Source organism: Nocardia sp. NPDC058480 (genome assembly GCF_042720495.1).
In the GTDB taxonomy this organism is placed as follows: Bacteria; Actinomycetota; Actinomycetes; order Mycobacteriales; family Mycobacteriaceae; genus Nocardia.
Genome location: NZ_JBHXMN010000003.1, coordinates 1 through 26,523 on the forward strand (window position 1 = coordinate 1; position 26,523 = coordinate 26,523).

At 66.1% G+C, this 26,523-nt stretch carries 25 protein-coding genes, 1 tRNA gene and 1 other RNA gene; 11 read left to right on the forward strand and 16 right to left on the reverse strand.

The window, feature by feature from the left end; genetic code table 11:
* Positions 1 to 254 precede the first annotated feature (254 nt).
* The 3 genes from ACFWO8_RS08845 to ACFWO8_RS08855 all read right to left on the reverse strand — a co-directional run bounded on the left by ACFWO8_RS08845 (position 255) and on the right by ACFWO8_RS08855 (position 3,298).
* Entirely contained in the window at positions 255 to 1,535 is a 1,281-nt protein-coding gene (locus ACFWO8_RS08845; RefSeq protein WP_378946426.1) for an ROK family protein, read from the reverse strand.
* Between the two features lie 372 nt (positions 1,536 to 1,907).
* On the reverse strand, positions 1,908 to 2,615 hold the full coding sequence (locus ACFWO8_RS08850) for a hypothetical protein (RefSeq protein ID WP_378946429.1): 708 nt from the start codon (positions 2,613 to 2,615) through the stop codon (positions 1,908 to 1,910).
* A gap of 104 nt (positions 2,616 to 2,719) precedes the next feature.
* The gene (locus ACFWO8_RS08855) at positions 2,720 to 3,298 is read right to left on the reverse strand and encodes an HhH-GPD-type base excision DNA repair protein (protein WP_378946432.1); all 579 of its coding nucleotides are present in this window, start codon (positions 3,296 to 3,298) and stop codon (positions 2,720 to 2,722) included.
* Between the two features lie 40 nt (positions 3,299 to 3,338).
* On the opposite strand from ACFWO8_RS08855, the gene ACFWO8_RS08860 reads away from it, so the two are divergent.
* Positions 3,339 to 4,181: a methyltransferase domain-containing protein gene (locus ACFWO8_RS08860; protein ID WP_378946435.1), complete on the forward strand. Its 843-nt coding sequence runs from the start codon at positions 3,339 to 3,341 to the stop codon at positions 4,179 to 4,181.
* Between the two features lie 268 nt (positions 4,182 to 4,449).
* Here ACFWO8_RS08860 and ACFWO8_RS08865 read toward each other — a convergent pair whose 3' ends face one another.
* From ACFWO8_RS08865 to ACFWO8_RS08875, 3 genes are all read right to left on the reverse strand, one after another.
* Complete coding sequence (locus ACFWO8_RS08865) at positions 4,450 to 5,739, reverse strand: aminotransferase class I/II-fold pyridoxal phosphate-dependent enzyme (RefSeq protein WP_378946440.1); 1,290 nt, start codon at positions 5,737 to 5,739, stop codon at positions 4,450 to 4,452.
* Positions 5,740 to 5,905: 166 nt separating this feature from the next.
* An RNA gene (gene ffs, locus ACFWO8_RS08870) (signal recognition particle sRNA small type) lies at positions 5,906 to 6,000 on the reverse strand.
* A 26-nt stretch (positions 6,001 to 6,026) separates the two neighbouring features.
* Positions 6,027 to 6,599 carry a TetR/AcrR family transcriptional regulator gene (locus ACFWO8_RS08875; protein ID WP_378946445.1) on the reverse strand — a complete coding sequence of 191 codons (573 nt, stop codon included), beginning with the start codon at positions 6,597 to 6,599 and terminating at the stop codon, positions 6,027 to 6,029.
* 156 nt (positions 6,600 to 6,755) lie between these two features.
* On the opposite strand from ACFWO8_RS08875, the gene ACFWO8_RS08880 reads away from it, so the two are divergent.
* The 3 genes from ACFWO8_RS08880 (at position 6,756) to ACFWO8_RS08890 (ending at position 8,608) form a co-directional block, all read left to right on the forward strand.
* Positions 6,756 to 7,763 (forward strand): hypothetical protein, encoded by a 1,008-nt coding sequence (locus ACFWO8_RS08880; RefSeq protein WP_378946449.1) that lies wholly within the window; start codon positions 6,756 to 6,758, stop codon positions 7,761 to 7,763.
* A gap of 67 nt (positions 7,764 to 7,830) precedes the next feature.
* Positions 7,831 to 7,915: transfer RNA gene (locus ACFWO8_RS08885), tRNA-Ser, on the forward strand.
* A 264-nt stretch (positions 7,916 to 8,179) separates the two neighbouring features.
* Entirely contained in the window at positions 8,180 to 8,608 is a 429-nt protein-coding gene (locus tag ACFWO8_RS08890; RefSeq protein WP_378946459.1) for a DUF5994 family protein, read from the forward strand.
* A gap of 20 nt (positions 8,609 to 8,628) precedes the next feature.
* On the opposite strand, the gene ACFWO8_RS08895 is transcribed toward ACFWO8_RS08890, so the two are convergent.
* Both ACFWO8_RS08895 and ACFWO8_RS08900 read right to left on the reverse strand, forming a co-directional pair.
* Positions 8,629 to 10,080: a threonine/serine exporter ThrE family protein gene (locus tag ACFWO8_RS08895; RefSeq protein WP_378946468.1), complete on the reverse strand. Its 1,452-nt coding sequence runs from the start codon at positions 10,078 to 10,080 to the stop codon at positions 8,629 to 8,631.
* Positions 10,081 to 10,198: 118 nt separating this feature from the next.
* Entirely contained in the window at positions 10,199 to 10,330 is a 132-nt protein-coding gene (locus ACFWO8_RS08900) for a hypothetical protein (RefSeq protein WP_378946472.1), read from the reverse strand.
* Positions 10,331 to 10,459: 129 nt separating this feature from the next.
* Here ACFWO8_RS08900 and ACFWO8_RS08905 point away from each other — a divergent pair, with 129 nt between their 5' ends.
* Positions 10,460 to 11,104 carry a helix-turn-helix domain-containing protein gene (locus tag ACFWO8_RS08905; protein WP_378946477.1) on the forward strand — a complete coding sequence of 215 codons (645 nt, stop codon included), beginning with the start codon at positions 10,460 to 10,462 and terminating at the stop codon, positions 11,102 to 11,104.
* Between the two features lie 265 nt (positions 11,105 to 11,369).
* Positions 11,370 to 11,852 (forward strand): helix-turn-helix domain-containing protein, encoded by a 483-nt coding sequence (locus ACFWO8_RS08910; RefSeq protein ID WP_378946481.1) that lies wholly within the window; start codon positions 11,370 to 11,372, stop codon positions 11,850 to 11,852.
* A 30-nt stretch (positions 11,853 to 11,882) separates the two neighbouring features.
* Here the strand turns inward: ACFWO8_RS08910 and ACFWO8_RS08915 are convergent, their stop codons facing one another.
* Both ACFWO8_RS08915 and ACFWO8_RS08920 read right to left on the reverse strand, forming a co-directional pair.
* Positions 11,883 to 13,313 (reverse strand): WS/DGAT domain-containing protein, encoded by a 1,431-nt coding sequence (locus ACFWO8_RS08915; RefSeq protein ID WP_378946484.1) that lies wholly within the window; start codon positions 13,311 to 13,313, stop codon positions 11,883 to 11,885.
* A gap of 96 nt (positions 13,314 to 13,409) precedes the next feature.
* Positions 13,410 to 13,619 carry a DUF397 domain-containing protein gene (locus ACFWO8_RS08920; RefSeq protein WP_378946487.1) on the reverse strand — a complete coding sequence of 70 codons (210 nt, stop codon included), beginning with the start codon at positions 13,617 to 13,619 and terminating at the stop codon, positions 13,410 to 13,412.
* A gap of 419 nt (positions 13,620 to 14,038) precedes the next feature.
* Between ACFWO8_RS08920 and ACFWO8_RS08925 the strand changes: the two genes are divergently transcribed.
* From ACFWO8_RS08925 to ACFWO8_RS08935, 3 genes are read left to right on the forward strand one after another with little or no spacing between them, the layout of a single operon-like run.
* Positions 14,039 to 14,524, forward strand: a complete 486-nt coding sequence (locus tag ACFWO8_RS08925) for a DUF309 domain-containing protein (protein WP_378946490.1) — start codon at positions 14,039 to 14,041, stop codon at positions 14,522 to 14,524.
* 9 nt (positions 14,525 to 14,533) lie between these two features.
* Positions 14,534 to 15,454, forward strand: coding sequence for a tRNA glutamyl-Q(34) synthetase GluQRS (gene gluQRS, locus ACFWO8_RS08930; RefSeq protein WP_378946493.1), 921 nt, complete (start codon positions 14,534 to 14,536; stop codon positions 15,452 to 15,454).
* A gap of 44 nt (positions 15,455 to 15,498) precedes the next feature.
* Positions 15,499 to 16,200 (forward strand): RDD family protein, encoded by a 702-nt coding sequence (locus ACFWO8_RS08935; protein WP_378946496.1) that lies wholly within the window; start codon positions 15,499 to 15,501, stop codon positions 16,198 to 16,200.
* Positions 16,201 to 16,269: 69 nt separating this feature from the next.
* Here the strand turns inward: ACFWO8_RS08935 and ACFWO8_RS08940 are convergent, their stop codons facing one another.
* On the reverse strand, positions 16,270 to 16,854 hold the full coding sequence (locus ACFWO8_RS08940; RefSeq protein WP_378946499.1) for a DUF4190 domain-containing protein: 585 nt from the start codon (positions 16,852 to 16,854) through the stop codon (positions 16,270 to 16,272).
* 53 nt (positions 16,855 to 16,907) lie between these two features.
* On the opposite strand from ACFWO8_RS08940, the gene ACFWO8_RS08945 reads away from it, so the two are divergent.
* Complete coding sequence (locus ACFWO8_RS08945; protein ID WP_378946502.1) at positions 16,908 to 17,690, forward strand: queuosine precursor transporter; 783 nt, start codon at positions 16,908 to 16,910, stop codon at positions 17,688 to 17,690.
* Between the two features lie 59 nt (positions 17,691 to 17,749).
* Here the strand turns inward: ACFWO8_RS08945 and tgt are convergent, their stop codons facing one another.
* The 5 genes from tgt to ACFWO8_RS08970 form a co-directional block, all read right to left on the reverse strand.
* A complete protein-coding gene (gene tgt / locus ACFWO8_RS08950; RefSeq protein WP_378946506.1) occupies positions 17,750 to 19,003 on the reverse strand; it encodes a tRNA guanosine(34) transglycosylase Tgt in 1,254 nt (417 codons plus the stop codon).
* Positions 19,004 to 19,078: 75 nt separating this feature from the next.
* Positions 19,079 to 20,983, reverse strand: coding sequence for an ABC transporter ATP-binding protein (locus ACFWO8_RS08955; protein ID WP_378946511.1), 1,905 nt, complete (start codon positions 20,981 to 20,983; stop codon positions 19,079 to 19,081).
* On the reverse strand, positions 20,980 to 22,713 hold the full coding sequence (locus ACFWO8_RS08960) for an ABC transporter ATP-binding protein (RefSeq protein ID WP_378946514.1): 1,734 nt from the start codon (positions 22,711 to 22,713) through the stop codon (positions 20,980 to 20,982). The genes ACFWO8_RS08955 and ACFWO8_RS08960 overlap by 4 nt, the downstream gene beginning before the upstream one ends.
* Before the next feature lie 83 nt (positions 22,714 to 22,796).
* Complete coding sequence (locus tag ACFWO8_RS08965) at positions 22,797 to 23,273, reverse strand: RrF2 family transcriptional regulator (protein ID WP_378946518.1); 477 nt, start codon at positions 23,271 to 23,273, stop codon at positions 22,797 to 22,799.
* 83 nt (positions 23,274 to 23,356) lie between these two features.
* On the reverse strand, positions 23,357 to 23,953 hold the full coding sequence (locus ACFWO8_RS08970; protein WP_378946521.1) for a TetR/AcrR family transcriptional regulator: 597 nt from the start codon (positions 23,951 to 23,953) through the stop codon (positions 23,357 to 23,359).
* Positions 23,954 to 24,154: 201 nt separating this feature from the next.
* Here ACFWO8_RS08970 and ACFWO8_RS08975 point away from each other — a divergent pair, with 201 nt between their 5' ends.
* A complete protein-coding gene (locus tag ACFWO8_RS08975; RefSeq protein ID WP_378946524.1) occupies positions 24,155 to 26,449 on the forward strand; it encodes an MMPL family transporter in 2,295 nt (764 codons plus the stop codon).
* Positions 26,450 to 26,523: the final 74 nt, after the last annotated feature.

A 26,523-nucleotide genomic window follows, 5' to 3' on the forward strand; every position in this document is an offset into this window, starting at 1 on the left:
CGGCCACGAAGTGGCCGGTCCGCGGCCGGGTCGCCGGTTAGCGCTCGAAAGCGCTGAGCCGAAGGCTCTAGTCTCGAGCGCTAACCGGCGGCCCTTTGGGGCCGCGGACACGCGCGCGCCAGCGCGCCAATAAACACAGCGTCAAACCTCCTGGGACTACCAACCCCTGTGGCTCTGCCACACAACCGGCTGGGACTACCAAACCCCGGACATCCCTAAAACGCCCAGGACTACCAAACCTCAAGCCCCACAAACTAAACCCGGCGAATAGCCGCCAACGGATCCGCATACAGCGCACTCACCGAAGTAACCACCGCAGCAAACTCCTGCACCTTCCCCCCGAACCCACTGATCCGAATATCCGTAGCAGCCAACTGCGTACTCTGCGAAAACGCCCGAGCCACATGCCCAAGCGCCGGCCGATACCCCGTAAAAGCCTGACCGCCCAACACAACTCGATCCGGGTTCAGCATGTCCCGAACCAGCGCGACAGTCTGCCCGAGCATCGTGGCCCGCTCCGCGAGCAATTCCCGCGCCGACTCCGACCCCGACTCAGCCGCCCGATACAGATCGTTGATCGTCGTCCCAGCAGTCCCGTTGTGCGCCGGAATGATTCCGCGACCGACGGCCCGAGCTTGCAGCGCCCGATCACCGACGGTCACTTCCAAGCACCCACGCCGCCCGCACGTGCACTGCACATCGGAGCCCGTCGGCAGATGCGCGATCGACCCGGGCCCATTGCTCGGCGTATGGACTCGCCCGTCGAGAGTCACTGCGATGCCAGCGGTCTCACGAACATAGAAGTAGAGGCTGCTGCCGTGCTGAGCAGCGGGAAGTTCGGTATCGGGCTCGGGCCGGCGGGCATCGAAGGTCGGCAGCAGCAGCTCCGAAGCCGCCATCGCCTCGACGTGCGGTGCGACGGAAACCGGCAGCTCGAGCACATCGCCGAGCACCTGCCCGATCGGCGCGCCCTTCCATTCCAGCTTCGGATGGTCGACCACACCGCTCTGCGGATCCACCCGCCCACCGATGGCGACACCCGCCCACAGCGGCGTCCGCCGATGCCAGCGCTGAAGAAACGCCTTGGCGCTGCGAGCGACGGTGGTCACCGCGAATTCCTGCCCGGTCTGCGGTGTGGCGATGGCGAGCCCACCGAGAATCCGCCCACGCAGGTCAGCGGCGACGATTTTCGTTGCCTCGGCACCGATATGGATGCCAAGCGTCAGGTAGGCGTCGTGATCGATCTCGAACGGCACCCGCGGCCTGCCGACAGCACCCGCGGCGGTCAGATCGGGCCGCTCGCGCAGTAGACCTGCCGAAAGCAACGATGCCACTTGCCGATTCACGGTGGCGATACTCAAACCCGTTGCTCGCGCGGCATTGTCACGCGAGACCGGACCCGATGCCGCGGTTCGCAGCACCGCGGCGGCGGGGTTGTCGCTGCGCCGCAGCTCGGGCGGCACAACGGGTCGGGAAACACGAGGACGACCGGCGCCCGCCCGCGAGACGGGGCGATCGATGATGGGAGCAGACATATGAAGTTCCTTGCTGAAATCCCGTTGTCCCAACGAGATTGCCTACACGTATGACGTGGCAGCCAGGGAGCCGGAAAGACTCAGCCGCAGGAGCAGGAACGACACAGTTCACGCGTCAACGGCAACCGCAAGCCCAGAGCGGCGGTCACATAGGTGACCCGCTGGGCGGTGAGATGGTTGCCGGACATAACAATCAAGTTAACACCGAATCCGGACCCATCCAAGCCAAACCGGCGAATTGTGCCGTGCGGCACAGCGAATCCCCAGTTCAGAGCGTTGCGCCGCCCGCGCAATGCAGCGCGTGCCGGGTCCGAGACGGGCAAAACCCCTCCCGGAACCAGGGCTCCGGAAGGGGTCTGAGTACCCGCGTTGCTACTTGGCCGGGGGCGTGAAAGGGGCGGAGATTGTGGTGAAGTACTGGATCGCCGCACCGATCGCGACCGGGGCGGTCACGAAGATCTGACCGAGGATGACGCCGAGGGCGCCGATGGTGGTGGCGCCGACGAGGCAGCCGCCGATGCCGCCGGGAACGGCACCGACCAGCGCGCCGAGCACGCCACCGGCAACCAGGCCGCCGGCCGCACCCGCGACGCAACCGATGGCGGCGCCACCGAGTCCGCCGGTCAGGGTGCCGATCGCGGCACCCAAGGAGATGGTGGAGGTCAGCCGGCTCCAGGCAGCCTGCTCACGCTCGTACTCGGTCTTCCAGGGCGCCTGGTTCTCGTAAGGAAGGGCGACCGGCTTGTACACGGCCTTGGCCGGGTCCAGCTGCGGGGTCAGGGTGGCGGTGTTACCCGAGATCTCGGCCGCGATCGGGAGCTCGTACTCGTCGAGGCGGAAGGTCAGCGGGGTGCCTGCGACAGTGGTGCCGTTGGCGGCCTTGATCTTGAAGGCACCGTCTTCGACGACGAGCGAGCCCGCGTCGGTGGTGATGACGGCCTTGGACTCGTCGACAACCTCGGCGGAGTAATTGATCGGAGCGGCTTCCTGCTCAGCCGGAGCCGCGACAGAGGTACCCGCGGAAACACCGGTTGCCATTGTCAGGAGTGCCGCAACCACGGCGAGCTTCCTCATCTTCATAAACTTGCCAATCCCTCATCTTGATGGAGCTGTTCGAGTTGCAAGCTTCGAGCAGTTCCACCCACATGACGAGGGAAAAAAGCAGCGAGATCTTAACTAAGAATTCATTTCGAAGCTTTGGCCGCCGCTTTGGCCTGCTTCTTGAATTCCCTTACTTCCGACAATGTTTCAGCGTCTACGACATCGGCGACCGAGCGTCGCGAGCCGTCGTCACCATAGGATCCGGCCGCTTTTCGCCAACCGTCCGGCCGCACATCACGTTGTTTGCCGAGCAGCGCGAGAAAGATCTTCGCCTTCTGCGCCCCGAACCCCGGCAGGTCCTGCAACCGGCGCAGCACCTCCTTCCCATCGGGGTCGCCCGCGGTCCAGATCTGCGCCGGTACACCGTCGTAGTGCTCGATCACATAGTGGGCGAGTGCCTGCGCCCGCCGCGCCATCGACCGCCCGTAGCGGTGAATCGCAGGTGGGGTCGCCGCGAGCTCCTCGAATTCGGCCGGATCAGCTTCGGCGATGCGCTGCAGATCGAATCCGCCCATGCGCTCGGCGAGTTTGCGCGGCCCCCGAAACGCGTGCTCCATCGGGTACTGCTGGTCGAGCAGCATCCCCAGCAGCAGCGCGAAATCGTCAGTGCTGAGCAGTTCGTCGGCCTCGGATTCCTGCGCGAGGCACAGCGTGCGAGTCATACATTCATGGTGACACATTTCACCAGTAGCCTCTGAGTCCATGCTTACGAGGACTGCTCCCGATCTGGCGGTGCGTATGACCGACTACACCCCACGACCGGCCCGCTTCGACCAAGCGGGCCGGGATCAACTGATCGACGCCCATGACCTGGACGTCGCCCAACCCGGAATGCGCGCGCTCGGCGCCTGGAGCCACACCGCGCTGGCCCTGCGTCCCGGCGAGAGCGCTCTCGATGTTGGATCGGGAACCGGATCGGAGGTATTCACCTTCGCCGAGGAACTCGGGCCCCACGGCACCGCGGTCGGCGTCGAGCCGGATCCGAATCTGCTGGCCTCGGCGCAGCGCCGCGCGGTCGAGTCCGGGTCGAGCGCGGCGTTCGTCTCCGGCGATGCCTACGGCCTGCCGTTCGGCAACGGCACCTTCGACGCGGTGCTGTGTGAGCGGGTGTTCCAGCACCTCACCGCACCCGCACGGGCGGCGGCCGAGATCGCCAGGGTGCTGCGGCCCGGTGGGCGCGCGGTGGTGGTGGACTGCGATTGGGCGACCGCGATCGTCCATCCGGGCGACCCCCGGGTGGTGAGCGCGGTGATCGACACCCTGATCTCCTCGACCACCAACCCGCTGTCGGGTCGCAGGCTCGCCGGCCTGCTGAGCGGCACCGGGCTGGTGGTCGACGAGATCGGCTCGCACGCACTGGTCCAGGACCGCACCGTCGGCGCGGGGGCGCTGGTACGCCGGATCGCGGACCTGACCGTCCTGCGCGGGGTGATCACCCCGGCCGACCGCGACCAACTACTCGCCGACCTACAGACCGGCGCCGACCACGGCGACATCCACATCTCCGTCACCCTGTTCGGCGCCTTGGTCCACAAACCGGCTTGAGGTCCAGCCCGCGTACACCTTCGTCAATAGCCACACCTATGTGTCGACCTTCGTTAGTAGGTCCACACCTATGTGTCCCTACCAAGGGCGGGGCCCGCCCTGATCTGGACTGAGTGGAGGGTGCGACGAAGGAGTGCCCGGAGGGAGGGAAGATCAGGGGCCCGAAGGGCCCCGACTCGAGCGCGCCAGCGCTCCAATAAACACAGCCCCCAGCGACCCGGGCTCGGTAACCCCGATCTGTCCCTACCTCCGCCAGCGCTCCAACAATTCAGCCTTCGAGCAGCTTTTCCGTGGCGGCGAGGAGCACGCAGGTCGCGAGTCCGTCCATCGCCTTCTCCAGTTCCGGCAGCTGCGGGAAACTGGGAGCGATGCGGATGTTCTTGTCCTCGGGATCCTTGCCGTACGGGAAGGCCGAGCCCGCCGCGGTGAGCGCGATGCCCGCGTCCTTGGCCAGGGCAATAACCCGGGCCGCGGTGCCGTCGAGCACGTCGAGGCTGATGAAGTAGCCGCCCTTCGGCTCGGTCCACGACGCCACCTTCGAGGCGCCGAGGCGGTCTTCCAGGATGCGGCGCACGAGCGCGAACTTGGGTTCGAGCAGCGCGCGATGCTTCTGCATGTGCTCACGCACACCCTCGGCATCGGTGAAGAAGCGCAGGTGGCGCAGCTGGTTGAGCTTGTCGGGGCCGATGCTTTTCTTCGAGGCGTGCGACAGGTACCAGTCGATATTGGCCTGCGACGCTCCGAAGAAGCTCACGCCCGCACCGGCGAAGGTGATCTTGGAGGTCGACGCGAACACCAGCGGACGGTTCGGGTTGCCCGCCGCCGCGGCCAGCCCGAGCACGTCGATGACCGGGGCCGCGATGTCGGTGAGCGGGTGCACCGCGTAGGCGTTGTCCCAGAACAGCCGGAAGTCCGGCGCCGCGGCGGGCATCGAAACCAGTTCGCGGACAATCTCTTCGGAGTAGATGACGCCGGTGGGGTTGGAGTAGTTCGGCACCGCCCACAGGCCCTTGATCTGCGGATCGTCGGCCAGCAGCGCCGCGATGGCGTGGGTGTCGGGGCCGTCGTGGCGCATCGGGATGGTGATCATCTCGATGCCGAGCGCCTCGGTGATGGCGAAGTGACGGTCGTAACCCGGGGCCGGACACAGCCATTTGATCGGCTCGTCGCCGACCCAGCGGCGCGGGGAGTCGGGGGTGCCGTAGAGCATCGAGAACGCGATGATGTCGTGCATGATCTCGAGGCTGGCGTTGTTGCCCGCCAGCAGTCGCTCGACCGGGATGCCGAGCAGTTCGCCGAAGATCGCGCGCAGTTCCGGCAGGCCGGTGAGGCCGCCGTAGTTGCGGCAGTCGGTGCCCGAGCTGTCGCGGAAGTCGCCGTCGCCCGGCAGGGAGAGTAACGACGAGGACAGGTCGAGTTGTTCCGGCGACGGCTTACCTCGGGTGAGGTCCAGCGTGAGCTTCTCAGTTTTGAGCGTCGCGTAATTCGCGGTCTGGGACTCGTGCTCGGACACGAGTTCCTCGTGGCTCATCAAACCGATCTGCGTTTGCCGGGGCATCCTGGGCAGCCTTTCGAAGCAGCAAGGGGGGTGCACGCGGTGCGTGCTGACTCCCGCAACGTTACCCGGCGTTTGCTCGGAATCGGCGGGGTATCCGGGGCCCGGATCAGGCTCGCACGCTGCGAAGGTGCGTAGGCCGATCAGTCGGAGGAGGGTCCCCTGAAACTAAAGGGGACCCCGCGCACCCGGCAGAGCCCGTTGACCCTTGCTGCCTTCCGGCCCTGGGGGAGTTCACAGGATGCTCGCCGCGCGGGATCCGTCGGCCAGTGTAGCGGTAGTTCTCGCTACTAGCGATTCCGGTCTTCGAACAGCAGGTCGGCGGCCCGGGTGAGTACCTCGACGCGAGTGCGGCCGTCGTGATCGGCGGCTAGGAAGTGGCTGCCGATGGTGGCGCAGAAGGCGAGCAGGCTCCTGGCTTCTACCTCATCGGGATCTTCGCAGAACACGCCGATTGTCTCGCGCAGCAACGCCATTCGCGCGTTGTCGACGCGACGCAGGCGTTCGGCGACGTCGTCGTCGCGGCGGGCCCAGTCGCGGATCGCGAGGTCGATCGGGAGTAGTCGATTGCTGGAGAACGTGAGCAGCCCGGCCACCCGCGCCTTGGTCCTTGGGTCGAGACCCGCGTGCTCGACCCGCTCTAGCACCTGGTCGGTCGCCTCGCTCTCCCACACGTCGAGCATCGCGGTGAGCAGTGCGTCGCGGTCGGCGAAGTAGCCGTAGAACCCGCCCTTGGTCACCCCGATGCGTTTGGCCAGCGCCTCGATCCGGACGGCGTCGATGCCCGAGGATGCCAGCACGGCCAGACCTTCCTCGACCCACCTGACCCGGGGAGTTCGCGCGGTACCCACGACGTGTTCCACCTCATATCCATCCAACGACGACCACACCCGACCAGTCGATACTCGAGTGTACGCAGCCGTATAACCACTGCGCTGACGGTGACGCTGGCTACGATCTATCCGACTATCGGCAGCGGGGGGTTCGGTGTTCCCCATGACTGGAGAGGGGGCCCGATCGTGACCGGCCCGAATCAGCAACCACCCGGCGACGGTGTGCCGCCGTCCGACCCCACCGTCGCCTGGTGGGAACGACCAGGCGAAGGCGCAGGTCAGACCCCCGCGCAAGCCGACCCGACGGTGCTGCGCGGCAACATCGGCGCGCCCGGCCCATACACCGCACCGCCAACGCCCTACCAGAGCGGCGCGAACCCCCAGCCCTATACCGCGCCGCCCGGGCCCTACCAGAGCGGCTCGAATCCCCAACCGTTCGCGCAGCCGCAGCAGTTCGCACCGCCTCAGCAGTTCGCGCAGCCGCAAGCGGGCGCCTATCAGGCGCCGCAGCCGCAGTGGGGCGCACCGCCGCGGCCGCCCTCCTCCGGCAACAAGGCGGTGTGGTGGATCGTCGGTGGCGCCATCGTCGCGGTGGGCGTTCTCGTGATCGGGCTGATCGCGTTCACGGCCAACAAGGTCGACGACGACAACCCCTTCGGACCCGATCCGGACAAATGGGCGGGCAGCTACGGCTTCCAAGACGGCATGAACGCTTGCGACCTGGTCGATCTCACTGTGCTGAATCAGTGGGCGTCCACTCGCGAGACGACCACCCACACCGAGCGCGGACCGTCGGAATACATCGGTGGCGGCTCCTACGACTGCGACGCCAAGAACAAGGAGTCGGGCCGCAACGCCAACGAAGCGAGCTTGGGGCTCGAGGTCGAGTTCAAGACCGAGAGCGAGACCGAGTCCGACTATTCGCGCTGGAAGGGCTACGACACCAAGACCACCGGCAAGGACTACGACCACGGTGCGGTGAGCGGGCTCGGCACGGAGGGGTACTACGCCAGCGAGCAACACATCTACGGTTCCATCCCGAACGACTACTCCATCGTGGTGGCCGCGCACGACAGCAACATCTCGGTGAAGGTGGAGATCGAGGTGTCGACAATGCGCTCCGCCGACAAGGCGGCTATGCGCACCGCCGCCGAGACGCAGGTCCGCAAGGTGCTGGCGGCTCTGAAGAAGTAGCAGGTCAGAACCGGTCGCAGGGGCCCGGTTTGGCATCGACCCCCTGCGACCCGCTATGCTGCTCCACGGAGGATTCGCCTAGTGGCCTATGGCGCTCGCCTGGAACGCGGGTTGGGTTAACGCCCTCAGGGGTTCAAATCCCCTATCCTCCGCAACAGCAGGGCCCTGATCGGTTCGCCGGTCAGGGCCTTGTTCGTTTAATCGGTGGATCTGTCAGTGGGCTTCCGTAGAGTGAGCCCCGATGGTGCGGGAGACCCCCACCACACCCACATACCGTCGTCGCCGCCCCCAACACAAATGTGCGTGCCGACACAGTCCAGTGGGTACCCAGCCTTCGCGCAGGTCCGTCTTCGGACCGCGCCGATCGATGCCGCGAGCGGCGTCGATCGCACAGAAATCAGGAAGTAAAGAACGAAGTGAATACATCACCAGAAACGAGCATCGGGCGCGACGCGTCCGGGCCGATCAGGCTGATGCTGCGTGACCGCACAGCCACCACCGGGCCGATCGACGGCGCCTGGTGGCCGCGAACCGACCAGCCGATGACCGAGTTGCACCAGTTGGTGACCGCGGTCGGACCGCGGATCGGCAAGCTGGCCAGGCTCGGATTCGACTGGACCACCAGCGAATCCGGCGACAGCACAGCACACAACGAACAGGCTGCGCGCATCATGCACGTGGTCGGCAGCAACGGCGCCGCGCTCGCGCTGCTGGTCATCCCCTCGGCCACCGAGGCACCCGCCGCCCGCAGCCAGATGCGCTGGGCGGCAGGCAAACCGCGCATCCAGGACCCGGCGCCCGCCGACACGGCGGCCGACGGGCCACGCACCCTCGTGCAGATCTAGGCGAGCACGCTCGTCGGAGTTCATCGGTCGCTGGTGAAGGTCGGATCGAAGTCGCGCGGCGCACCGCGGCGGCTCAGCAAGCGGTCGAACCATTCACCCAGGATGACGCCCGCGGCCAGCGCGCAGCCGACACCGAACGCAGCGAGGATCTGCCCGAAACCGAGCAGCGTCTCATCCTCGAGCAGGGCATACAGCCCGCGATACACCTTCAGACCCGGCAGCAGCGGCGTGATACCGGCCGCCGCGACGACCAGGGGCGGCGTGAGCGCGCGACGCGCCATCAGGCCACCGGCGAGACCGATCGCGGTTGCCGCCAGCCCTGCCGACACCACCGGCCCGAATCCGATGTCCTGCGCGCCGAGGTAGGCCATGGTGCCGCCCGCGCCGCTGAGTCCGGCCGCGACCAGCGCCCGCCGCTCGGCGTAACAGGCGAGCGCGAAGGCGATCGCCGCGACCGCGCCTGCCACCAGTTTGATCGCCAAATACCCGGTGTCACGGCCCGCGCTCGCCGCGATCTCCGGCACCGCGATCCCCATCATCGTCGAGATTCGCAGTGCCAGACCGATACCCGCGACGATGCCACCGGTCATCATCACCACTTCGAGCATGCGAGCAGCCGCGGTGATCGGCGCGCCGGTGATGGCATCCTGCACCGAACCAACCAACTGCAGACCGGACAGCAGCACCGTGATGCCCGCGGCGACGATCAGCGCCGCATCGGATCGCCAGTGATCACTGATCGAGGCGAGCGCGATGGCCGGGATGGTGGCGATGACACCACCGATCATGTGCTGGAAGAACATCGGTAGCCCGAGCTGATGCAGGAACCGGTTCACCACGTCGATCACCGCGGTGGTCGCGAAACTGATCGCGGCCAGCACGAAGCCGCCACCGAGCAGGACCGCGATCGCCGCCGCCAGCAGCGACCAGCCCGCCGTCGACACCCAGCGCGGGTACGGGTGACGCGAGGAGATCAGCTCGTCGAGGGCGGCGTGCGCCTGGTCGACGGGGACGATCTGGCTGCGGATCCGGCGCGTCAGCCGGTCGACCGCGGCCAACCGCGTGAAATCGAGCGAACGGTATTTCACGACGCGCATATCGCTGGCCGGCGGCAGGCTGGGACCTCGGTCGGCCCAGATGCGGATCGCGTCGAAGGTGACGTCGATATCGCAGCTGTTCAGGCCGTAGGTCGAGGCGATGAAGCGGACCTGCGCGGAGGTGTCACCGACACCGGTGCCCGCGGAGAGCACCACCTCACCCACCCGCACCGCCAGGTCGAGCACCTGCGCGACCTCGGCGTCGTCGCCGAGGTCGATCGGTTGCAGTGGAGTGGGCGCGGCGACGATGTTGTCGGCGGTGGCCCGCTGCGACGGCAACACGAACGGCCTGCGCAATCGCCACCATCGCTGGCGCAGACCTGGGCGCTCGAGAATTGGGGCGCCGTCGCCTTCCGCCAAGGGGTCCGCACTCATACCTCGACGGTAATGGCGATCGCAGCACCTTCGCCGTCTCGCAATCAGTTCTTCAACGTGTCGGTCCGGATTCGGTCGGCGAGGAGCGCATGGCGACGTCCGAGGTCGAGCCGTAGGGTCAGATGTCGTCGATCAATCCGGTGCTGTAGGCCATCGCCGCCAGGTGCTGTAGACAGCGCGGACCGCATCCGTTGTGCTGAGTCAGCACGAAACGGGCCTGCTGGAGCGAAGAAATGGAAGAATCGGCCACACAGTCGGCATGTACGGCGCGCCAGTGCTCTTCGTGCCGGAAGGTGGCGGCCCGCGATGTCGGCGGGTCTGGTGCGGATGTGTCCAGCAGGGCGTGACGGGAGGGGCAGGCGATGGAGGCGATGACGGTATGAACACCGGGACGGGGAAGGTGATCCAGGAGCGGCGCAGGCTGCTCGGGCTCTCGCAGCCCGCGCTGGCCACCGCGATCGGGGTGAGCTCGCGCCAGATCACCAGGTACGAGTCCGAGGAGCAGTCGCCGACGCTGCCGGTCGCGGTCCGGTTGGCCGAGGCGTTGCAGGTTTCGCTGGCGGAGCTGGCCGGCCTCGTGGACAACCGCGTCGACCTGGCGGGTCGCTGGTGGGCAGCCTGGCAGAAACCGGCGAATCACCCGGACGAGGTCGAGGTAGCGGCGGTGACCATCCGGCACGAGGGCGACCATCTGATGCTCGACTCGGCCGCTGAATCGCCTGCGCCCGAATCGGATCCGGTCCCCCAGATGCGTGGCGAGATGCGCGTATGGGAGGGCGAGGCGCTCACCGGCTGGATGCGCGGCATGGATATCGCGTTCCCGGTAGGCACCATCTACTACTCGCTCCATCCCCAGGGTGCTCATGCCGTCGGCTCGTGGACGACGAAATCGGGCCCCGACGGTCTGGTGCGCGGCTGGAGCGTCCTGGCGCGGGAAAAGTCCGACGCCGAAAAGCTCCTGGCGGAAATGCTGCGCACCGATGGCAGCGTCGAGTCGTGGCCGGGCCCCTCGCGCTCGGCCTGAAGCCGCCGCCGGATCTCGGCGACGCTCGGTCGCCCGTGATCTTCGGGTGGCAGAAGTAGTAGGTAGCGGCTCAGCGCCCCGAACACGAACAGCCCCAGAGCAATCCACAGAAAGATCTCCATCGGTTCCCCTCCGAACGAGTCAGTGCTTGCACGGTTGGCGCGTATTGTGGTCACTAAGCCGCCACGAAAAAGTATGGTCGCCGCCAAGACCTTTTGGACAGCAAAAGCGTCTACAAACGTCTACAGTTCTCTACGATGAGTCCATGTCCAGTCGGGGCGAGCAGGGGAACGGCATCGTCGGAGCTCGATTGCGGCGACTGCGGGAAGAGGCGGGGTTGTCGCTGGCCGCGTTGGCCACTCGCGTCCCGTACAGCAGGGCGGCGCTCGGCCACTACGAAACCGGTGCGCGAGCAGCATCTTTCGAGGTGATCGCCTGGTACGAGCGGGTGCACGCGCAATCGAGGCCCCCGCTGCCCGTCACTCGTCGACGTGATCCGCGGGCCGCGGATGCGACGCTCGCGGCGGCGATCGCCGCCGCGCACCGGACGGGCCCGCTCATCGAGATCGGGCGACCGCATCAGGGAGACAACGGAACCGGGTACTTCTGCCCATTCCGGATCGACGGTGTGGTCGAGGGCGAAGCCGCCGGAACAGATCCGGCGACGGCTTTGCACTCGGCGCTACTAGCGGTGGGTGCCGAGCTGAAGCGCGCGGGAAACAGCAATGGCCCCGGACGAATTCGGTGAAACCGGGCCCGCGGCGACAGCCCTCCGCGATCAGCGGTGCGCGGCGACGACCGTGTCGAGCGCCTCGGCGAGCTTTTGCAGGTAGCGGTCGGGATCGGGCACTACCCGCGGATCGGAATGCACTGACAACGTGACAGTTTCGCCGATTCCGTGGACGCCATGAGTCAGGTGCATCACGTTGCCGAGGGCGGGGAAACCGCCGGTGAACAGGACCGGGGCGCCCGCGAAGGCGAGGTCGCCCGGGCCACGGTAGACGCTGGAGACGACGGTGTTGCCGTCGAGCGTCGCGGGAACACTGTCCAGGTCGGCGCGTTCGACATCGCGCGCCGCCAGGACAGCGGGGACCACCTCGCCGACTCGATCCTGTGCGGAAAGCAGTGGATTGAGCGCTCGCTCGCGGCGGACGGCGAGTTCATCGGCGATGAGATTCGCGCGGATACGCAGGTCGGGTTCGTTGATATGCAGGTCGATGGACAGTCCGCGGTAGTTGTTGCGCGCCGCACTCGGCATCGGAAGTGCCATCGGTAGGGCGGTGCCGAGCCGTTCCGGTCGCGCACCACGCTCGGTGAGGTAGTCGGCCAGCGCATACGAAATCGCCGTCAGTGCAACAACAGTGACGGTTTTGCCCGGAATGCGGAGGTCGCCCACATCGACGACCAGCATTCGCGCAGTGCGATCGGCGACCGCGGCGGCCGGGTTCAGCGCACTCGGCGCGAATCCGGTTGCGGCCGCGGGTACCTCACCCGCGGCCGTCCGGTCCGCCAATTCCCGCTGCGCCAGGTACGCGGCCCGTCCGCGCCAGACCGTGGCGGCCAATTGACCGGGAAAGCGCAGCACTCCAAGCACTCTCGGGTCTACCTGTCGAGCAATCCATCCACAGGGTTGTCCACAGGAATCCCCAGGGTGTGTAGGAGTTTTGGCAGGTCCGACCGAGTGATATGCCGAGTTATCCACAGGCGCATCGGGTGTGCTGTGGACAACAGCCTCAGCCACAGCCGTCCCGAAGAGCGCTCGTGCGATTGCGGCGGCCCGGGTGCCGTCGGCGAGTGCGTGCGAAAGCTGCAGCAGCACCACCACAACGGGCTCCGTCGAGCGCGGCGCATCGTGGACGGCACGGAAGACGTGGATGCGCCAAGGATATTCGGTCGCGACGACGCCGGTTCCCAGGTGTTCGCCCAGATCCGCGAGCAGCGCGTGCCATGACCGGCCGTCCGGCTGGTGGTGCACAAATTGCTGGGACGTGAATTCGGCCGAAACCCAGCGTGGATAGCCGAGATCGCCCGGTATGTCCTGTAACCGGATCCGCAGATCCGGAATGCGTGCGGCACGCGCGGCGACGAAAGCGCGCAGTTCGTCGGTGGCGGTATCGGTTTCGGTGAAAGAGCAGAGCAGGAACACATCGTTGGTGGTGCGGCGCGACAGCCAGTACATCGTCGCGTCACGCGCGGCCATCGTGGTCATCCGGCCACGATAGGCCAACCCGCAGAGGTCACTGAGAAGGCCCCGAGTCCGCTCGACTCGGGGCCGGTATTGCCCATTCGAGATGCATCTCGCGGATCAGCCCCGCGCGAACTCTCCCGCGGTGACATCGGCGAGAAAGGCTCGCCACTGCCCTGGACCGAAGGCCAGTACGGGTCCGCGGCCGCTGTCCTTGGTGTCGCGAACGGCAATATCGCCGCCGGCGAGAAAGGCTACTTCGACGCAGTTCCCGTCGGGTCCGCTGTAGGTGCTCTTCCGCCACACAGCGTCGGTCACATCAACTTCCACGGCACTTGCTCCTTTGGTCATCGAGAAGAGGGGATAACTCCTGGAATCGTTGAAACATTCCGAAATCCGGCGCGACCGATGAGTTACTTCGTGGCACACAAGGCACTGCCACACGGCGCGCGCAACCGACCGGCACGAACCAGCGCATCGAGGCGTTTCCGCCTCCGGGGGCTGCCCCCGCGGAAGAAACACTAGCAGGTCTTCCGCAATGTTGCGGAAGAGAATTTGCTTTCCCATATCGTTTTGCCAAGCTTGCGAAGCTTCACGTTTGCGGGGGCATTGCCAGGCCCCTTACCCATTCCCGATCCGGTTGACACATCCCGATTTACTTCCATGTGATTGGTCCGTGATACGTCAATTTCCCGAGTACCTCAGCAGTCACATGCGCACCATCGAGGGCAGGCGTGGATCATGGGGGAATGATCTCCCGTGACCGCGACACCGCAGGTCGTGCCCGTAACGACCGCCCCCGCGACCGACTCGGCCGACCGCTGCCTCCCGGCAGTGCCGGAGTCGCCCGAATTCCCGACGATCTCGAGCTCGGGCCCCAGCAAACTCTCACCTTCGCTCAGCAACTGCTGGACGACGGATTGGCATTCAATGCCCACGAGGTATTGGAGGCGGCGTGGAAGAACGGGCCGGTTGCCGAGCGGATGCTCTGGCAGGGCCTGGCCCAATACGCCGTCGGCCTGACCCACATCCAGCGAGGCAACGCCAAAGGCGCGGGTACGCTGCTGCGCCGCGCGAGTGAGCGGCTCGAGTCCTATCCGGCGAATGCCCAGCAGCACGATGTCGACCGTGCCGGGCTCATCGCGCACGCGCAGGAGCTGCTCGTCGCGCTCGATACCGGTGACACCATCGCCGAGGAGCGGCTGCGGACGCGGCTGTGCCGAGAGCCCACCTAGGATCGAGGGGTGCCAACGAGTCGAGGAGCGGGCCGCTACGCGCCGAGCCCTTCGGGCGAGCTGCACGTGGGAAACCTGCGTACCGCGGTGCTCGCCTGGCTTTTCGCGCGAACTTCGGGGCGCGAGTTCCTGATTCGTGTCGACGATCTGGATCGAGTCCGGCCGGGTGCCGCGCAGCGCCAGCTCGACGACCTCGCCGCGATCGGCATCGATTGGGACGGCCCCGTGGTCTACCAATCCGAACGGCTGCCGGTCTACGCGGCCGCTGTCGCCGAACTGACCGCGGCCGGGCGCACCTATGAATGTTTCTGCACCAGACGTGAAATCCAGCAGGCCGCCACGGCGCCGCACGGGCCGATGGGCGCCTACCCCGGCACCTGCCGTCAGCTGAGCGACGTCGAGCGCACGGCCAGGCGGGCCGAAGGACGCACCGGCGCAGTGCGATTGCGCGCCGATGTCACCGAATACGAGATCGCCGATCTGCTGCACGGCCGATATCGGGGCGCCGTCGACGATTTGGTGTTGCGCCGCGGCGACGGTATCCCCGCCTACAACCTCACCGTCGTGGTCGACGACGCTTCCCAAGGCGTTGACCAGGTGGTTCGCGGTGACGATCTGCTGCCGTCCACTCCTCGCCAGGCCTATCTCGCAGAACTGCTCGGACTCACCGTCCCGACCTACGCCCACGTGCCGCTCGTGCTCAACGAAGAGGGCAAGCGACTTGCTAAACGTGATGGAGCCGTGAGCCTTTCGGATCAACGCGCCCTGGGTAACACGCCTGCGGACGTGGTGGCGGCGATCGCGGAATCGCTCGGATATTCCGCACGGACGACTGCCGAGCTACGCGAAGTATTCGACCCCGCCCGCATCCCCGAAAAACCGTGGATACTCGAGCCTATCGGGTTGTTCCGACCAGAGGGATGTCCGTAACGTACGCATAGACCGATCTAGAAGATCAAAACGAGGACTGAGATATGACCAGCGGTGGTTACGACCCCAACCAGTACCCGCAGGGCGGTCAGCCCGGCGGCTATGGCCAGGACCCCTACGGCCAGCAGCAGCCGCAGCCCGGCTACGGCCAGCAGCAGCCGTACGGCCAGCCCGGACACGGCGGCGCACCCCAGCCCGGTTACGGCCAGCCGGACCCCTACGGGCAGCAGCAGCCGGCCTACGGGCAGGACCCGTACGGTCAGCAGCAGGGCTACCCGCAGCAGGGCCAGTACGGTCAGCAGCAGGGCTTCGGCGGCGTGCAGCCCGCGGATCTGGGCTCTCGCTTCGGCGCGCGAGTCATCGATCAGCTGATCATCGGCATCCCGGTCTCGATCGTTCTCATGTTGATCGTCGGCGGTGGCACCGGCGGCCAGCTCATCAGCGGTTTGATCATCTCGCTGGCGGCTTACGGCTACTACGTGGCCATGGAGGTCACGCAGGGCGGTCAGACGCTGGGCAAGAAGATGCTCGGCCTGCGTGTGCTCGCACCCGGCGGCGCACCGACTCTGACCCCCGAGCAGTCGCTGAAGCGCAACATCTTCATCGCCCTCTACGCGATCCCTTGCATCGGCCAGCTCGGCGCCCTCGGCCTGTGGATCTACATCGCGGTCACCATCAACAACGACCCGAACAAGCAGGGCTGGCACGACAAGTTCGCCGGCGGCACGCAGGTCGTCAAGGGCTGATTCCCTTCACCTGACGAAAACAACAGGGGCGCTTCCGGATTCCGGAAGCGCCCCTGTTCATTGTTCAGGTCAGTATGTTGTTGACGTGTCGGCGCTGATACCGACTATGACGATGAAGACGACGTAAAGGATCCAGCCCACGATGGCGAGGACACCGATCCAGATGCCTGCCTGGGCCATGCCCTTGCCCTCACCCCCGCGTTCCTTGATCTGATTCAGCGCCATCACACCGAGAACGATGCCGACGATCGAGCCGATGCAAGTGCACAGCCCGACCAGAGAGGCGACCAGCGCGCCGATCGCCAGCCCATTGGTGCCCTGCGGTTGCGGGTGCTGCCCGTACGGCTGGTAGGCACCCGCGGCCGGATAACCGCCGTAGGCAGGCGGCTGCCCGTAGGCGGGCGGCTGCTGCGGATACTGCGGCTGGTTGGGCTGCTGGTACTGCGGCTGCGACGGAGGCTGCTGCGGGTACTGCGGCTGCGAGGGTGGCGGCGCCGGCTGCTGGGGATACTGCGGCGACGACGGATAATTAGGAGGCTGCGACGGCTGGGCGGTCGGATGCTGCGGCACCGAACCCGGCGCGCCGGACTCCGGCGACACGCCAGAGCCGCCGTACTGCTTCCACCACTCGTCGGAATCGCCGGGATTCGTCATAACGACAGCGTATTCCACAACCACCCATCGTGACGCATCGCTTCCTTGGGAGAATGGGGGGCGTGACTGATACGAATTCGCTCGACAAGCCCGCTGAATCTGGGCACCCCGCGCCGGACCATGCGGCATTCGCCCAGGTTGCGCGGGGGTTCTATCCGGTAATCGTCGCCGTGTTCACCGCGACGCTGATCATCTCCAATATCTGCGCCACCAAGGGCGTGGAATTCTTCACCGACAGTTCGGTGATGCTCGGCCCGATCCAGATCCTGCCGATCGCGACCGATGGCGCCTTCTTCCTGTTCCCGCTGGCCTACATCCTCGGCGACGTCCTCAGCGAGGTCTACGGCTTCCGCGCCACCCGCCACGCGATCTACACCGGTTTCGGCGCACTGCTGTTGACCGTCGCCTGCTTCTACGTGGCCATCCAGCTCCCCGCCGCCGGGTTCTACGAAAACCAGGAAGCCTTCCGCACCGTCCTCGGCACCACCCCCCAACTGGTGCTCGCAGGCCTCGCCGGCTACTTCGTCGGCCAGCTGCTGAACTCGGCCACCCTGGTGCTGATCAAGGAACGCACCAAGGAAAAGCACCTGTGGGCCCGCCTGATCGGCTCCACCGTCGTCGGCGAGTTCGCCGACACCCTGATCTTCTGCTCGATCGCCGCCACCGCCATCGGCATCAACACCTGGCAGTCGTTCATCAACTACGTCATCGTCGGCTTCGTATGGAAAACCTTGTGCGAGCTGCTCGTCATGCCGATCACCTACCGCGTGATAGCGATCCTCAAGAAAACCGAACCGACCTACGCCCCCGCAAAGGTCGACGCGCTGCACGACTAGCCGTCAGCCTCCCGGGTAGGGCAGCCCCCTACCCGGAGGGCCCGGCAAACCCAGCTTTCCTACTCCCCCGGCACCTTGATCCGCCCCCGCCACTGCCCCATGAACTCCTTCTTGAACTCATCGAAGTACCCACCTTCGATACTCCCCCTGATCCGATCAACCAACCGAATCGTGAACCGCTCGTTGTGAATCGTGCACAACGTCGCCGACAACATCTCCTTGGCCTTGAACAGATGATGCAGGTACGCACGGGTGTAGTGAGCGCAGGTGTAGCAATCGCACTCCTCGTCGATCGGCCTGAAGTCCCGACGGAACCGAGCGGTGTTGATATTGAACCGCCCCTCGTCGACATAGATCGCCGCATTGCGCGCCACTCGAGAAGGATTGACGCAGTCGAACGTGTCCGCGCCGTTCTCGATCGCGGTGAACATGTCCTCCGGCTCGCTGATCCCCAGCATGTGGCGCGGCTTGTCCTCGGGCAGCTCATCACTGCACCATCCGACGATCGTGCCGAGATTGTGCTTCTCCAGGGCGCCGCCGATGCCGTACCCGTCGAATTCCGTGCCGCCATTCCCCCGGATCGTCTCCAGCTCACGACAAGCCTTGCGCCGCAGGTCTTCGTACTGCGCACCCTGAATCACCGCGAACAACGCCTGATACGGCCGATGACTGCGTACAGCAGTGAGCCGTTCGTGTTCGTCGATACAACGCTGCGCCCACTCGTGCGTCCGCTGTAGCGACTTCTCTTGATAGCCGCGGGTATTCATCAATGTGGTCAGCTCGTCGAAGGCGAACAGGATGTCGGCCCCCAACTCGTGCTGGATCCCCATCGACACCTCGGGCGTGAAGCGATGTTTGGAACCGTCCAGGTGCGAACGGAAGGTGACCCCGTCGTCGTCGACGGTGGCCAGCCGCTCCTTGCCCGCCGCGATCACCTGGTCGGACCGGATATCCACGGCCTCCATGGCAAGGACCTTCTTGAACCCGACCCCCAGCGACATCACTTGGAACCCACCGCTGTCGGTGAAGGTCGGCCCCGGCCAGTTCATGAACTTCCCGAGCCCACCCGCCTCATCGACGACATCGGCGCCGGGCTGCAAGTACAGGTGATAGGCGTTGGCCAGCAGCGCCTGTGCCCCGATCTCCTTCATCGTCTCCGGCAGCACGGCCTTCACCGAGGCCTTCGTCCCCACCGGAATGAAAGCGGGCGTGGCGATCTCACCGTGCGGGGTGGAGATCACCCCGGTCCGACCATGCCTGCCCCCGTCCAGACGGGTGCCTACTTCGAAGGAGAACTCGCTGCTGTCGGCCACCGCCCCATCGTGCCAGGGCGGCAATGATGCGCCTGAACTGGGCGTTGTATGGGTGCGGTAGCCCAGACCTCGGGCTTATTGAGCCGCCGCGAACTGGGCGTTGTACAGGTTGTAGTACGGTCCGCGCTCAGCGAGCAGGCGCTCGTGGGTGCCGTGTTCGACGATGCGCCCCTTGTCCATCACCACGATCAGATCCGCGTCACGAATCGTCGAGAGTCGATGCGCGATCACGAAACTGGTGCGATCGCGGCGCAGGGCCGCGGTGGCGTGCTGGACCAGCGACTCGGTGCGGGTGTCGACTGAGCTGGTCGCCTCGTCCAGGATCAGGATCGACGGCTTGGCCAGGAACGCGCGGGCGATCGTGATCAGCTGCTTCTCGCCCGCGCTCACCCCGCCACCCTCTTCATCGATGACCGTGTCGTAGCCGTTGGGCAGCGAGTGCACGAACCGGTCGACGTAGGCAGCGCGGGCCGCGGCCTGGATGTCGGCCTCCGATGCCGTCGGGTTGCCGTAGGCGATGTTCTCGCGGATGGTGCCCTTGAACAGCCAGGTGTCCTGCAACACCATGCCGATGCGCGAGCGCAGGTGGTCGCGGGTGATGGTGGTGATGTCGACGTCGTCGATCGCGATGGTGCCCGCGTCGAGTTCGTAGAAGCGCATCAGCAGGTTCACCAGCGTGGTCTTGCCCGCGCCGGTCGGGCCGACGATGGCGACCACGTGGCCGGGATCGGCGACCAGCGAAAGCCGTTCGATGACAGGCGTTTCCGGGTCGTAACCGAAGGACACCGCCTCGAATTCCACCCGCCCACGATCCACTGGGCGGGGGTTCTCCACCAGCGGATCGGGACTCTGCTCCTCGGCATCGAGGATCTCGAAGATCCGTTCCGCGGAGGCGACACCGGACTGCAGCAGGTTCGCCATCGCACCGATCTGGGTGAGCGGCTGACTGAACTGGCGCGAGTACTGGATGAACGCCTGCACCTCGCCGAGCGACAGGTTGCCGGTGGCCACGCGCAGCCCGCCGACCAGCGCGATGAACACGAAGTTCACGTTTCCGAGGAACATGATGGCCGGCATGATCAGGCCGGAGATGAACTGTGCCTGGAAGCTCGCGTCGTAGAGCTTCTGATTGCGCTGGTCGAATTCCTCGCCGACCTCGCGGCCGCGGCCGAACGCGGTGATGATCTCGTGGCCGGTGTAGGCCTCTTCCACCGAGGAGTTCACTTCGCCGGTGTATTTCCACTGGTTGACGAAGTGCGGCTTGGATCGCTTGGCGATCTGCGCGGTGACCACGATCGCGGCGGGCACGGTGAGCAGCGCGATCAGTGCCAGCAGCGGCGAGATCCAGAACATCATGATCAGGATGCCGATCACGGAGAACAGCGAGACCAGCAGCTGACTCATCGTCTGCTGCAAGCTCTGCGAGACATTGTCGACGTCGTTGGTGACGCGGCTGAGCACGTCACCGCGCGGCGAGGTGTCGAAGTAGCGCAGCGGCAGCCGGTGTAGCTTCTGCTCCACCTCGTCGCGCAGCCGCTTCACGGTCCGGTTGATGGCGATATTGAGCAGATAGCCCTGCAGCCAGCCGAATACCGACGCGGCCACATACAGCGCGAGTACGAGCATCAGCACGCGGCCGACGGCGTCGAAGTCGATGCCGGTACCGGGGATGACGTTCATCGCCGAGAGCATGTCGGCGCGGGTGTTCTCGCCCTGCCTGCGCAGCAGCTCGACGGTCTGGTCTTTCGTGAGGCCGGGTTCGAGTTGCTTGCCGACGAAACCGTCGAACACCAGGTTCGTCGCCTTGCCGAGCAGATACGGGCCGAGCGTATTGAGCACCACGGAGGTGATCACCAGCGCGATGATCGCGCCGACGGTGAACTTCTCGGGAGCCAGCCTGCTCACCAGTCGCTTCAGCGACGGACGGAACGACTTGGCCTTCGTACCCGGAGCTCCGGGTACGGGTCCACCTGGCCTCATCGGGCTTCCTCCACGCTCAGCTGGGACTCGACGATCTCGCGGTACTCCGAGCAGCGCTGCATCAATTGGTCATGGGTGCCGATGCCCGCCATCGCGCCGTCTTCGAGGACGACGATCTGGTCGGCATCGCGAATGGTCTGGATCCGCTGGGCCACGATGATCACCGAGGCGTCGGCGGTCTCGGGCTTCAGCGCGGCGCGCAGCCGGGCGTCGGTGGCGACATCGAGCGCGGAGAACGAATCGTCGAACAGGTAGATCCGCGGCTTGCGCACCAGCGCGCGGGCGATACACAGCCGCTGGCGCTGACCGCCGGACACCGTGGTGCCGCCCTGGGCGACCGGTGTGTCGAGACCCTGCGGCATCTCTCGCACGAAATCGGCCGCCTGGGCGACCTCGAGCGCGTGCCAGAGTTCTTCGTCGGTGGCCTCGGGCTTGCCGTAGCGCAGGTTGGTGGCGACGGTGCCGGAGAACAGGTAGGCCTTCTGCGGCACCAATCCGATCCCACTGCGCAGCAGTTCGAGGTCGAGGTGGCGCACGTCGGTGCCGCCGAGATAGACCGCGCCATCGGTGACGTCGATCAGGCGCGGGATCAGGTTGATCAGCGTGGTCTTGCCCGCGCCGGTGGAACCGACGACGGCGGTGGTGGTGCCGGGCGTGACCTGGAATCGGATACCGCGCAGCACCGGCTTCTCCGCGCCGGGGAAGGCGAATTCCGCGAACTGCATGTCGACCGTGGCCGGGTCGCCCTTGAACTGCTGGGGCAGCCGCGGTGGGCGGACCGAGGACTCGGTCTTGAGCACCGCGCCGATCCGATCGGCGGAGACGGCCGCGCGCGGGGCCATCATCGCCAGGAACGAGGCCATCATGACGGCCATCAGGATCTGCATGACATAGGACAGCATCGCGGTGAGCGAGCCGATCTGCATCGTGCCGTTGTCTACATGGTGACCGCCGAACCAGATCACCCCGACGGCGGTCAGATTGCTGATCAACATCACGGTCGGGAACATCAGCGCCATCAACTTGCCGACGCGCAGCGAGGCGTCGGTGAGTGCGGTGTTGGCCATCCCGAAGCGCCAGATCTCCTGCCGCTCACGCACGAACGCGCGTACCACCCTGATGCCGGTGATCTGCTCGCGCAACACCCGGTTGACCCCGTCGATGCGTTCCTGCATCTGCCGGAACCCCGGCACCATCCTGGCCACGATCGTGCCCATGGAGATAGCAAGGGCGGGCACCGCGATCAGCAGCAACCACGACAGCCCGAGATCTTCACGCACCGCCATGATGACGCCGCCGACGCACATGATCGGCGCCATCACCAGGATCGTCACCGACATCACGATGAGCAGCTGGACCTGCTGGATATCGTTGGTCGAGCGGGTGATCAGCGACGGGGCCCCGAACATCCCGACCTCCCTGGCCGAGAACGTCTCCACCCGGTGCAGCACGCCACCGCGCATATCCCGGCCTGCACCCATCGCCGCCTGCGCGCCGAAGTACACCGACGCGGCCGAGGCCACGATCTGCACGCAGCTCACCGCGAGCATCCACAGACCGGTGGTCCAGATGAAACCGATGTCGCCCTTGGTGACACCATCGTCGATCAGGTCGGCATTGAGACTGGGCAGGTAGAGCATCGCGATAACCGAGATCAGCTGGAGTACGAGGACACCCGCCAGCTGGGCGCGGTACGGGGCCAGGTAGGTCCGCAGCAGGGTGATCAACATGATGGTCGAAGGCTACAGCGCGCGGGTGACCAGCGCCGAGCACTTTTACCCACCCTGTGGATAACTCTCAGCCTGTGGATAACTCAGGCGCCGGCCGGTGTGCGCGGCTCTCGACGCGCCCAGGCGCCGGGGTCGGCGACCAGCTCACCGATAAAACCGGGCAGTCGGTCGGCAGCGATATCGGCGATGGAGACATTCTCCAGCACCGCCCGAATATTGACCCGCAGCGCGATCCACACCTGCTGCAACGGTTCCGCCGCACCGGGATACCGCACATCCTCCGGCCGCTGCCCACGCACCGACGCCAACGGCGACTCCACCGCGCGGATCACATCGGCCACCGAGATCTCCGTCGCGGGCCTGCCGAGGCGATACCCGCCGTCGGGCCCGCGCCTGCTCAGTACGAGCTCGGCGCGACGCAGTTCGGCAAGCACTGTCTCGAGCACCTTCGGTGGGATCTGCGCGGCGGCGGCGATGGCCTCGGACTTGACGACTCCGTCGGCCGCGGCGAGCTCGAGCAGCGTTCGCACCGCGTAATCGACCCTGGCGGTGATATGCACGGTGTCGAACTTACGCGGTGCCCCCGGCAGGAGCGGTCAGCGGCCGGAGGCGGTCGCGAAGCGTCACCACGCAGGCCGTCCGCTCATGCCGAATTGACGCAGCCGGTCAGTACGCAGGTCGCCGCGTCGAGGAGAGTCTTCTCGACCACCTCGTCGGTGGCGTCCGGTGCCAGCTCCGAGGACAGCAGCGCCACCCCGAGCACCTCGATGGCCGCGGCGGCGCGCAGGGTCGAGCCCTGGGTGGGGTCGGGTCCGGAAAGCCACAGCCGCAGTTCACGGGTGGGTTCCATCAGATCGGGGTAGCGGTCGGCGATGGCGTTGACGATAGCCGCGGTGTCGCGCACGCAGAGCGCGCCCGCGTCGCGGTGGCGGATCATGCCGCGCAGATAGGTGCGCAGGACCGCGCGGATACCCTCGTCGTTGTAGGGGACGGCGTCGATGTCCTCGACGATGTCGCGCATGTGATCGATGATCGGATCGATGATCGCGAGGAGCAGATCGAGCTTCGACGCATAGTGGTAATAGAGCGAGGCCTTCGTGATTCCCACCACATCCGCGACCTCGCGCAGGCTCGTCTGTTCGAAACCCTTGGCGGCGAACAGCGCGACCGCGGCGTCGCGGATCGCCTGTTTAGTGCCTCCACCTGCGGTGACGGTGTCGGCGATGTGTCGGGCGGGCATGGCGGCAATCCTCCCATGATTCGGCATGACGTATCCGGAGCCCCTAAAATTGAGGTTGCTCCTCCACTTATCCACTAGGTAGTCTACCTACCGCACGGTAGGCAGAAAACGATGTTGTGGAGGCGGGTCCCGCAGGGGTGGCCCGCGAGTGCTGTCTACGAGCCATGCCACCCACCCGTTCTTCGCGCTAGGAGCACCCGCGTGTCCGTATACCTGTACAGATGGGGAAAGTTCGCTTTCCGCCGTAAGTGGATCGTGTTGCCCGTCTGGCTACTGCTGTTCGTGCTGCTCGGCGGCCTCGGCGCCACCCTGAGCAAGCCGATGTCCAACGACTTCAGCATGCCCGAGCTCCCGTCGGCCCGCGCCAACGAAATCCTCGACAAGCACTTCGAAGGCATGTCGGCGCAGTTCTCGATGGATGCCGTCACCGGCACCTACGTGATCGGCGCGCCGGAGGGCCAGAAGCTCACCGACCCGGCCAACCGGGCCGCGATCGACGCGTTCATCGCCAGGCTCGGCGACCTGTCGATCGTCGATCACGAGAAGAAGCTGATGAGCCCGGTCGCGGCCACCGAGGAGATGGGCTGCCTCGCCAGCCCGGACCCGTCGAAGTGCTCGTCCGCCCCGCTCAATGTGCTGAACGAGACCGCACCCGACACCGTCGGCGTGCTCAGCGTCCCGTTCACCATCAAGGCGGTCACCGATGTGACCGACGCCGACCGCGATGCCGCCTTCGAGGCAGGCGCCGAAGCCCGTAACTCCGGGCTGACCGTCGAGCTCAGCGGCTCGATCGCGATGAAGCAGGAACAGCCGAGCGGCAAGTCCGAACTGATCGGCATGGGTGTCGCGCTGATCGTGATGGTGGTGGCCTTCGGCGCCATCGTCGCCGCGGTCGTGCCCATCATCACCGCCATCGTCGGCCTCGGCGCCGCGACCTCGCTGATCATGCTCGGTACCTCGGTGATGGAGGTGCCCGGCTTCACCACCTTCCTGGCCTCGATGATCGGTATCGCGCTCTCGATCGACTACGCGCTGTTCATCGTCTCCCGGTACAAACACGAACTGGCCGTGCGTGATTCGGCCGAAGAAGCCGCGGGCACCGCGCTCGGTACCGCCGGTTCGGCCGTGGTGTTCGCCGGTCTCACCGTCATCATCGCGCTCGGCGCGCTCGGCATCGTCGGCGTGGAGTTCCTGACCTTCATGGGTCTGGGTGGCGCCATCGCCGCCGCGTTCGCCGTGCTCACCGCCGTCACCCTGATGCCGGCGCTGATGGGCGCCTTCGGCAAGTCGCTGTTCAAGCCGAAGCTGCCGATCGTGGCGCAGCACGATCCCGAGGACGAAAGCTCGGTCACCAACGGTCAGCGTTTCGCCAAGCTGATCGCCAAGGCCCCGTGGGTCGCGCTGGTCCTGTCGGTGGTCGTGCTCGGTGCGCTCGCCGCGCCCGCCGCCGGTCTGAACCTCGGCCTGCCCGGTGACGACAGCATGCCGCAGACCTCCACCATCCGTAAGGCCTACGACCTGCGGACCGAAGGCTTCGGCGAAGGCAGCAACGGTGTGCTCATGGTCGCCGCCGACTTGAGTGCGACGCCCGAGGCCGAGCGTGAGGCCGCGGTCGGTGCGCTGCGTACCAAGCTCGAGTCCTACGAAGGCATGGATTACGTCACCGAGCCGGTCTGGAGCAAGGACAAACAGGGCGCCATGCTCAACGGTGTCCCGAAGTCCGGTCCGAACAACCAGGACACCAAGGATCTGGTCGCCGAGGCACGTGGCGCGGAAGCGGATCTGAACGCGCAGTACGGCATGGCGTACGGCATCACCGGCACCACCGCCATCTACGCCGATGTCGACCATGTGCTGCTCAGCAAGATCCTGCCGTATCTGGCGATCGTGGCCGGTGCCGCGTTCATCCTGCTGATCCTGGTGTTCCGCTCGATTCTGGTCCCGCTCACCGCGGCGCTCGGCTTCCTGTTGTCGATGGGTGCCACCTTCGGTGCGACCGTGCTGATCTTCCAGGAGGGCGCGTTCGGCCTGATCGAGGATCCGCAGCCACTGGTCAGCTTCATGCCGATCATGTTGATCGGCTTGGTATTCGGCTTGGCGATGGACTACCAGGTGTTCCTGGTGACCCGCATGCGCGAGGAATTCGTGCACGGTAAATCGCCCAAGGACGCGATGGTCTCCGGCTACCACCACGGCGCCCGCGTGGTGACCTCGGCCGCGATCATCATGATCTCGGTGTTCGGTTCCTTCATCCTGGAAACCGACGTCACCGCCAAGTCGTTCGGTTTCGCGCTGGCCGCCGGTGTGGCGATCGACGCGTTCATCGTCCGCATGGTCGTTGTCCCCGCACTGCTGGTGATCATGGGCAAGTGGGCGTGGTGGATGCCGAAGTGGCTCGACCGGATCGTGCCCGATATCGACGTCGAGGGTGCGAAGCTCGAGCAGCTGCGCGCCGAGACCACCGAAACGGTGAAACACCCGGTTTCGGTCGGCTGATCCGCGACTAGACCACACGGCCCCGCAATCCGCTACTGGATTGCGGGGCCGCGTTGTTTCGGCATCCGCGCTGG

Coding starts and splice junctions, on each gene's coding strand:
- ACFWO8_RS08845 (WP_378946426.1), bottom strand. CDS start 1,535: ATGTCTGCTCCCATCATCGATCGCCCCGTCTCGCGGGCGGGCGCCGGT.
- ACFWO8_RS08850 (WP_378946429.1), bottom strand. CDS start 2,615: ATGAAGATGAGGAAGCTCGCCGTGGTTGCGGCACTCCTGACAATGGCA.
- ACFWO8_RS08855 (WP_378946432.1), bottom strand. CDS start 3,298: ATGACTCGCACGCTGTGCCTCGCGCAGGAATCCGAGGCCGACGAACTG.
- ACFWO8_RS08860 (WP_378946435.1), top strand. CDS start 3,339: ATGCTTACGAGGACTGCTCCCGATCTGGCGGTGCGTATGACCGACTAC.
- ACFWO8_RS08865 (WP_378946440.1), bottom strand. CDS start 5,739: ATGCCCCGGCAAACGCAGATCGGTTTGATGAGCCACGAGGAACTCGTG.
- ACFWO8_RS08895 (WP_378946468.1), bottom strand. CDS start 10,080: ATGAGTGCGGACCCCTTGGCGGAAGGCGACGGCGCCCCAATTCTCGAG.
- ACFWO8_RS08905 (WP_378946477.1), top strand. CDS start 10,460: ATGAACACCGGGACGGGGAAGGTGATCCAGGAGCGGCGCAGGCTGCTC.
- ACFWO8_RS08910 (WP_378946481.1), top strand. CDS start 11,370: ATGTCCAGTCGGGGCGAGCAGGGGAACGGCATCGTCGGAGCTCGATTG.
- ACFWO8_RS08915 (WP_378946484.1), bottom strand. CDS start 13,313: ATGACCACGATGGCCGCGCGTGACGCGACGATGTACTGGCTGTCGCGC.
- ACFWO8_RS08925 (WP_378946490.1), top strand. CDS start 14,039: ATGATCTCCCGTGACCGCGACACCGCAGGTCGTGCCCGTAACGACCGC.
- ACFWO8_RS08935 (WP_378946496.1), top strand. CDS start 15,499: ATGACCAGCGGTGGTTACGACCCCAACCAGTACCCGCAGGGCGGTCAG.
- ACFWO8_RS08940 (WP_378946499.1), bottom strand. CDS start 16,854: ATGACGAATCCCGGCGATTCCGACGAGTGGTGGAAGCAGTACGGCGGC.
- ACFWO8_RS08945 (WP_378946502.1), top strand. CDS start 16,908: ATGGGGGGCGTGACTGATACGAATTCGCTCGACAAGCCCGCTGAATCT.
- ACFWO8_RS08955 (WP_378946511.1), bottom strand. CDS start 20,983: ATGAGGCCAGGTGGACCCGTACCCGGAGCTCCGGGTACGAAGGCCAAG.
- ACFWO8_RS08960 (WP_378946514.1), bottom strand. CDS start 22,713: ATGTTGATCACCCTGCTGCGGACCTACCTGGCCCCGTACCGCGCCCAG.
- ACFWO8_RS08970 (WP_378946521.1), bottom strand. CDS start 23,953: ATGCCCGCCCGACACATCGCCGACACCGTCACCGCAGGTGGAGGCACT.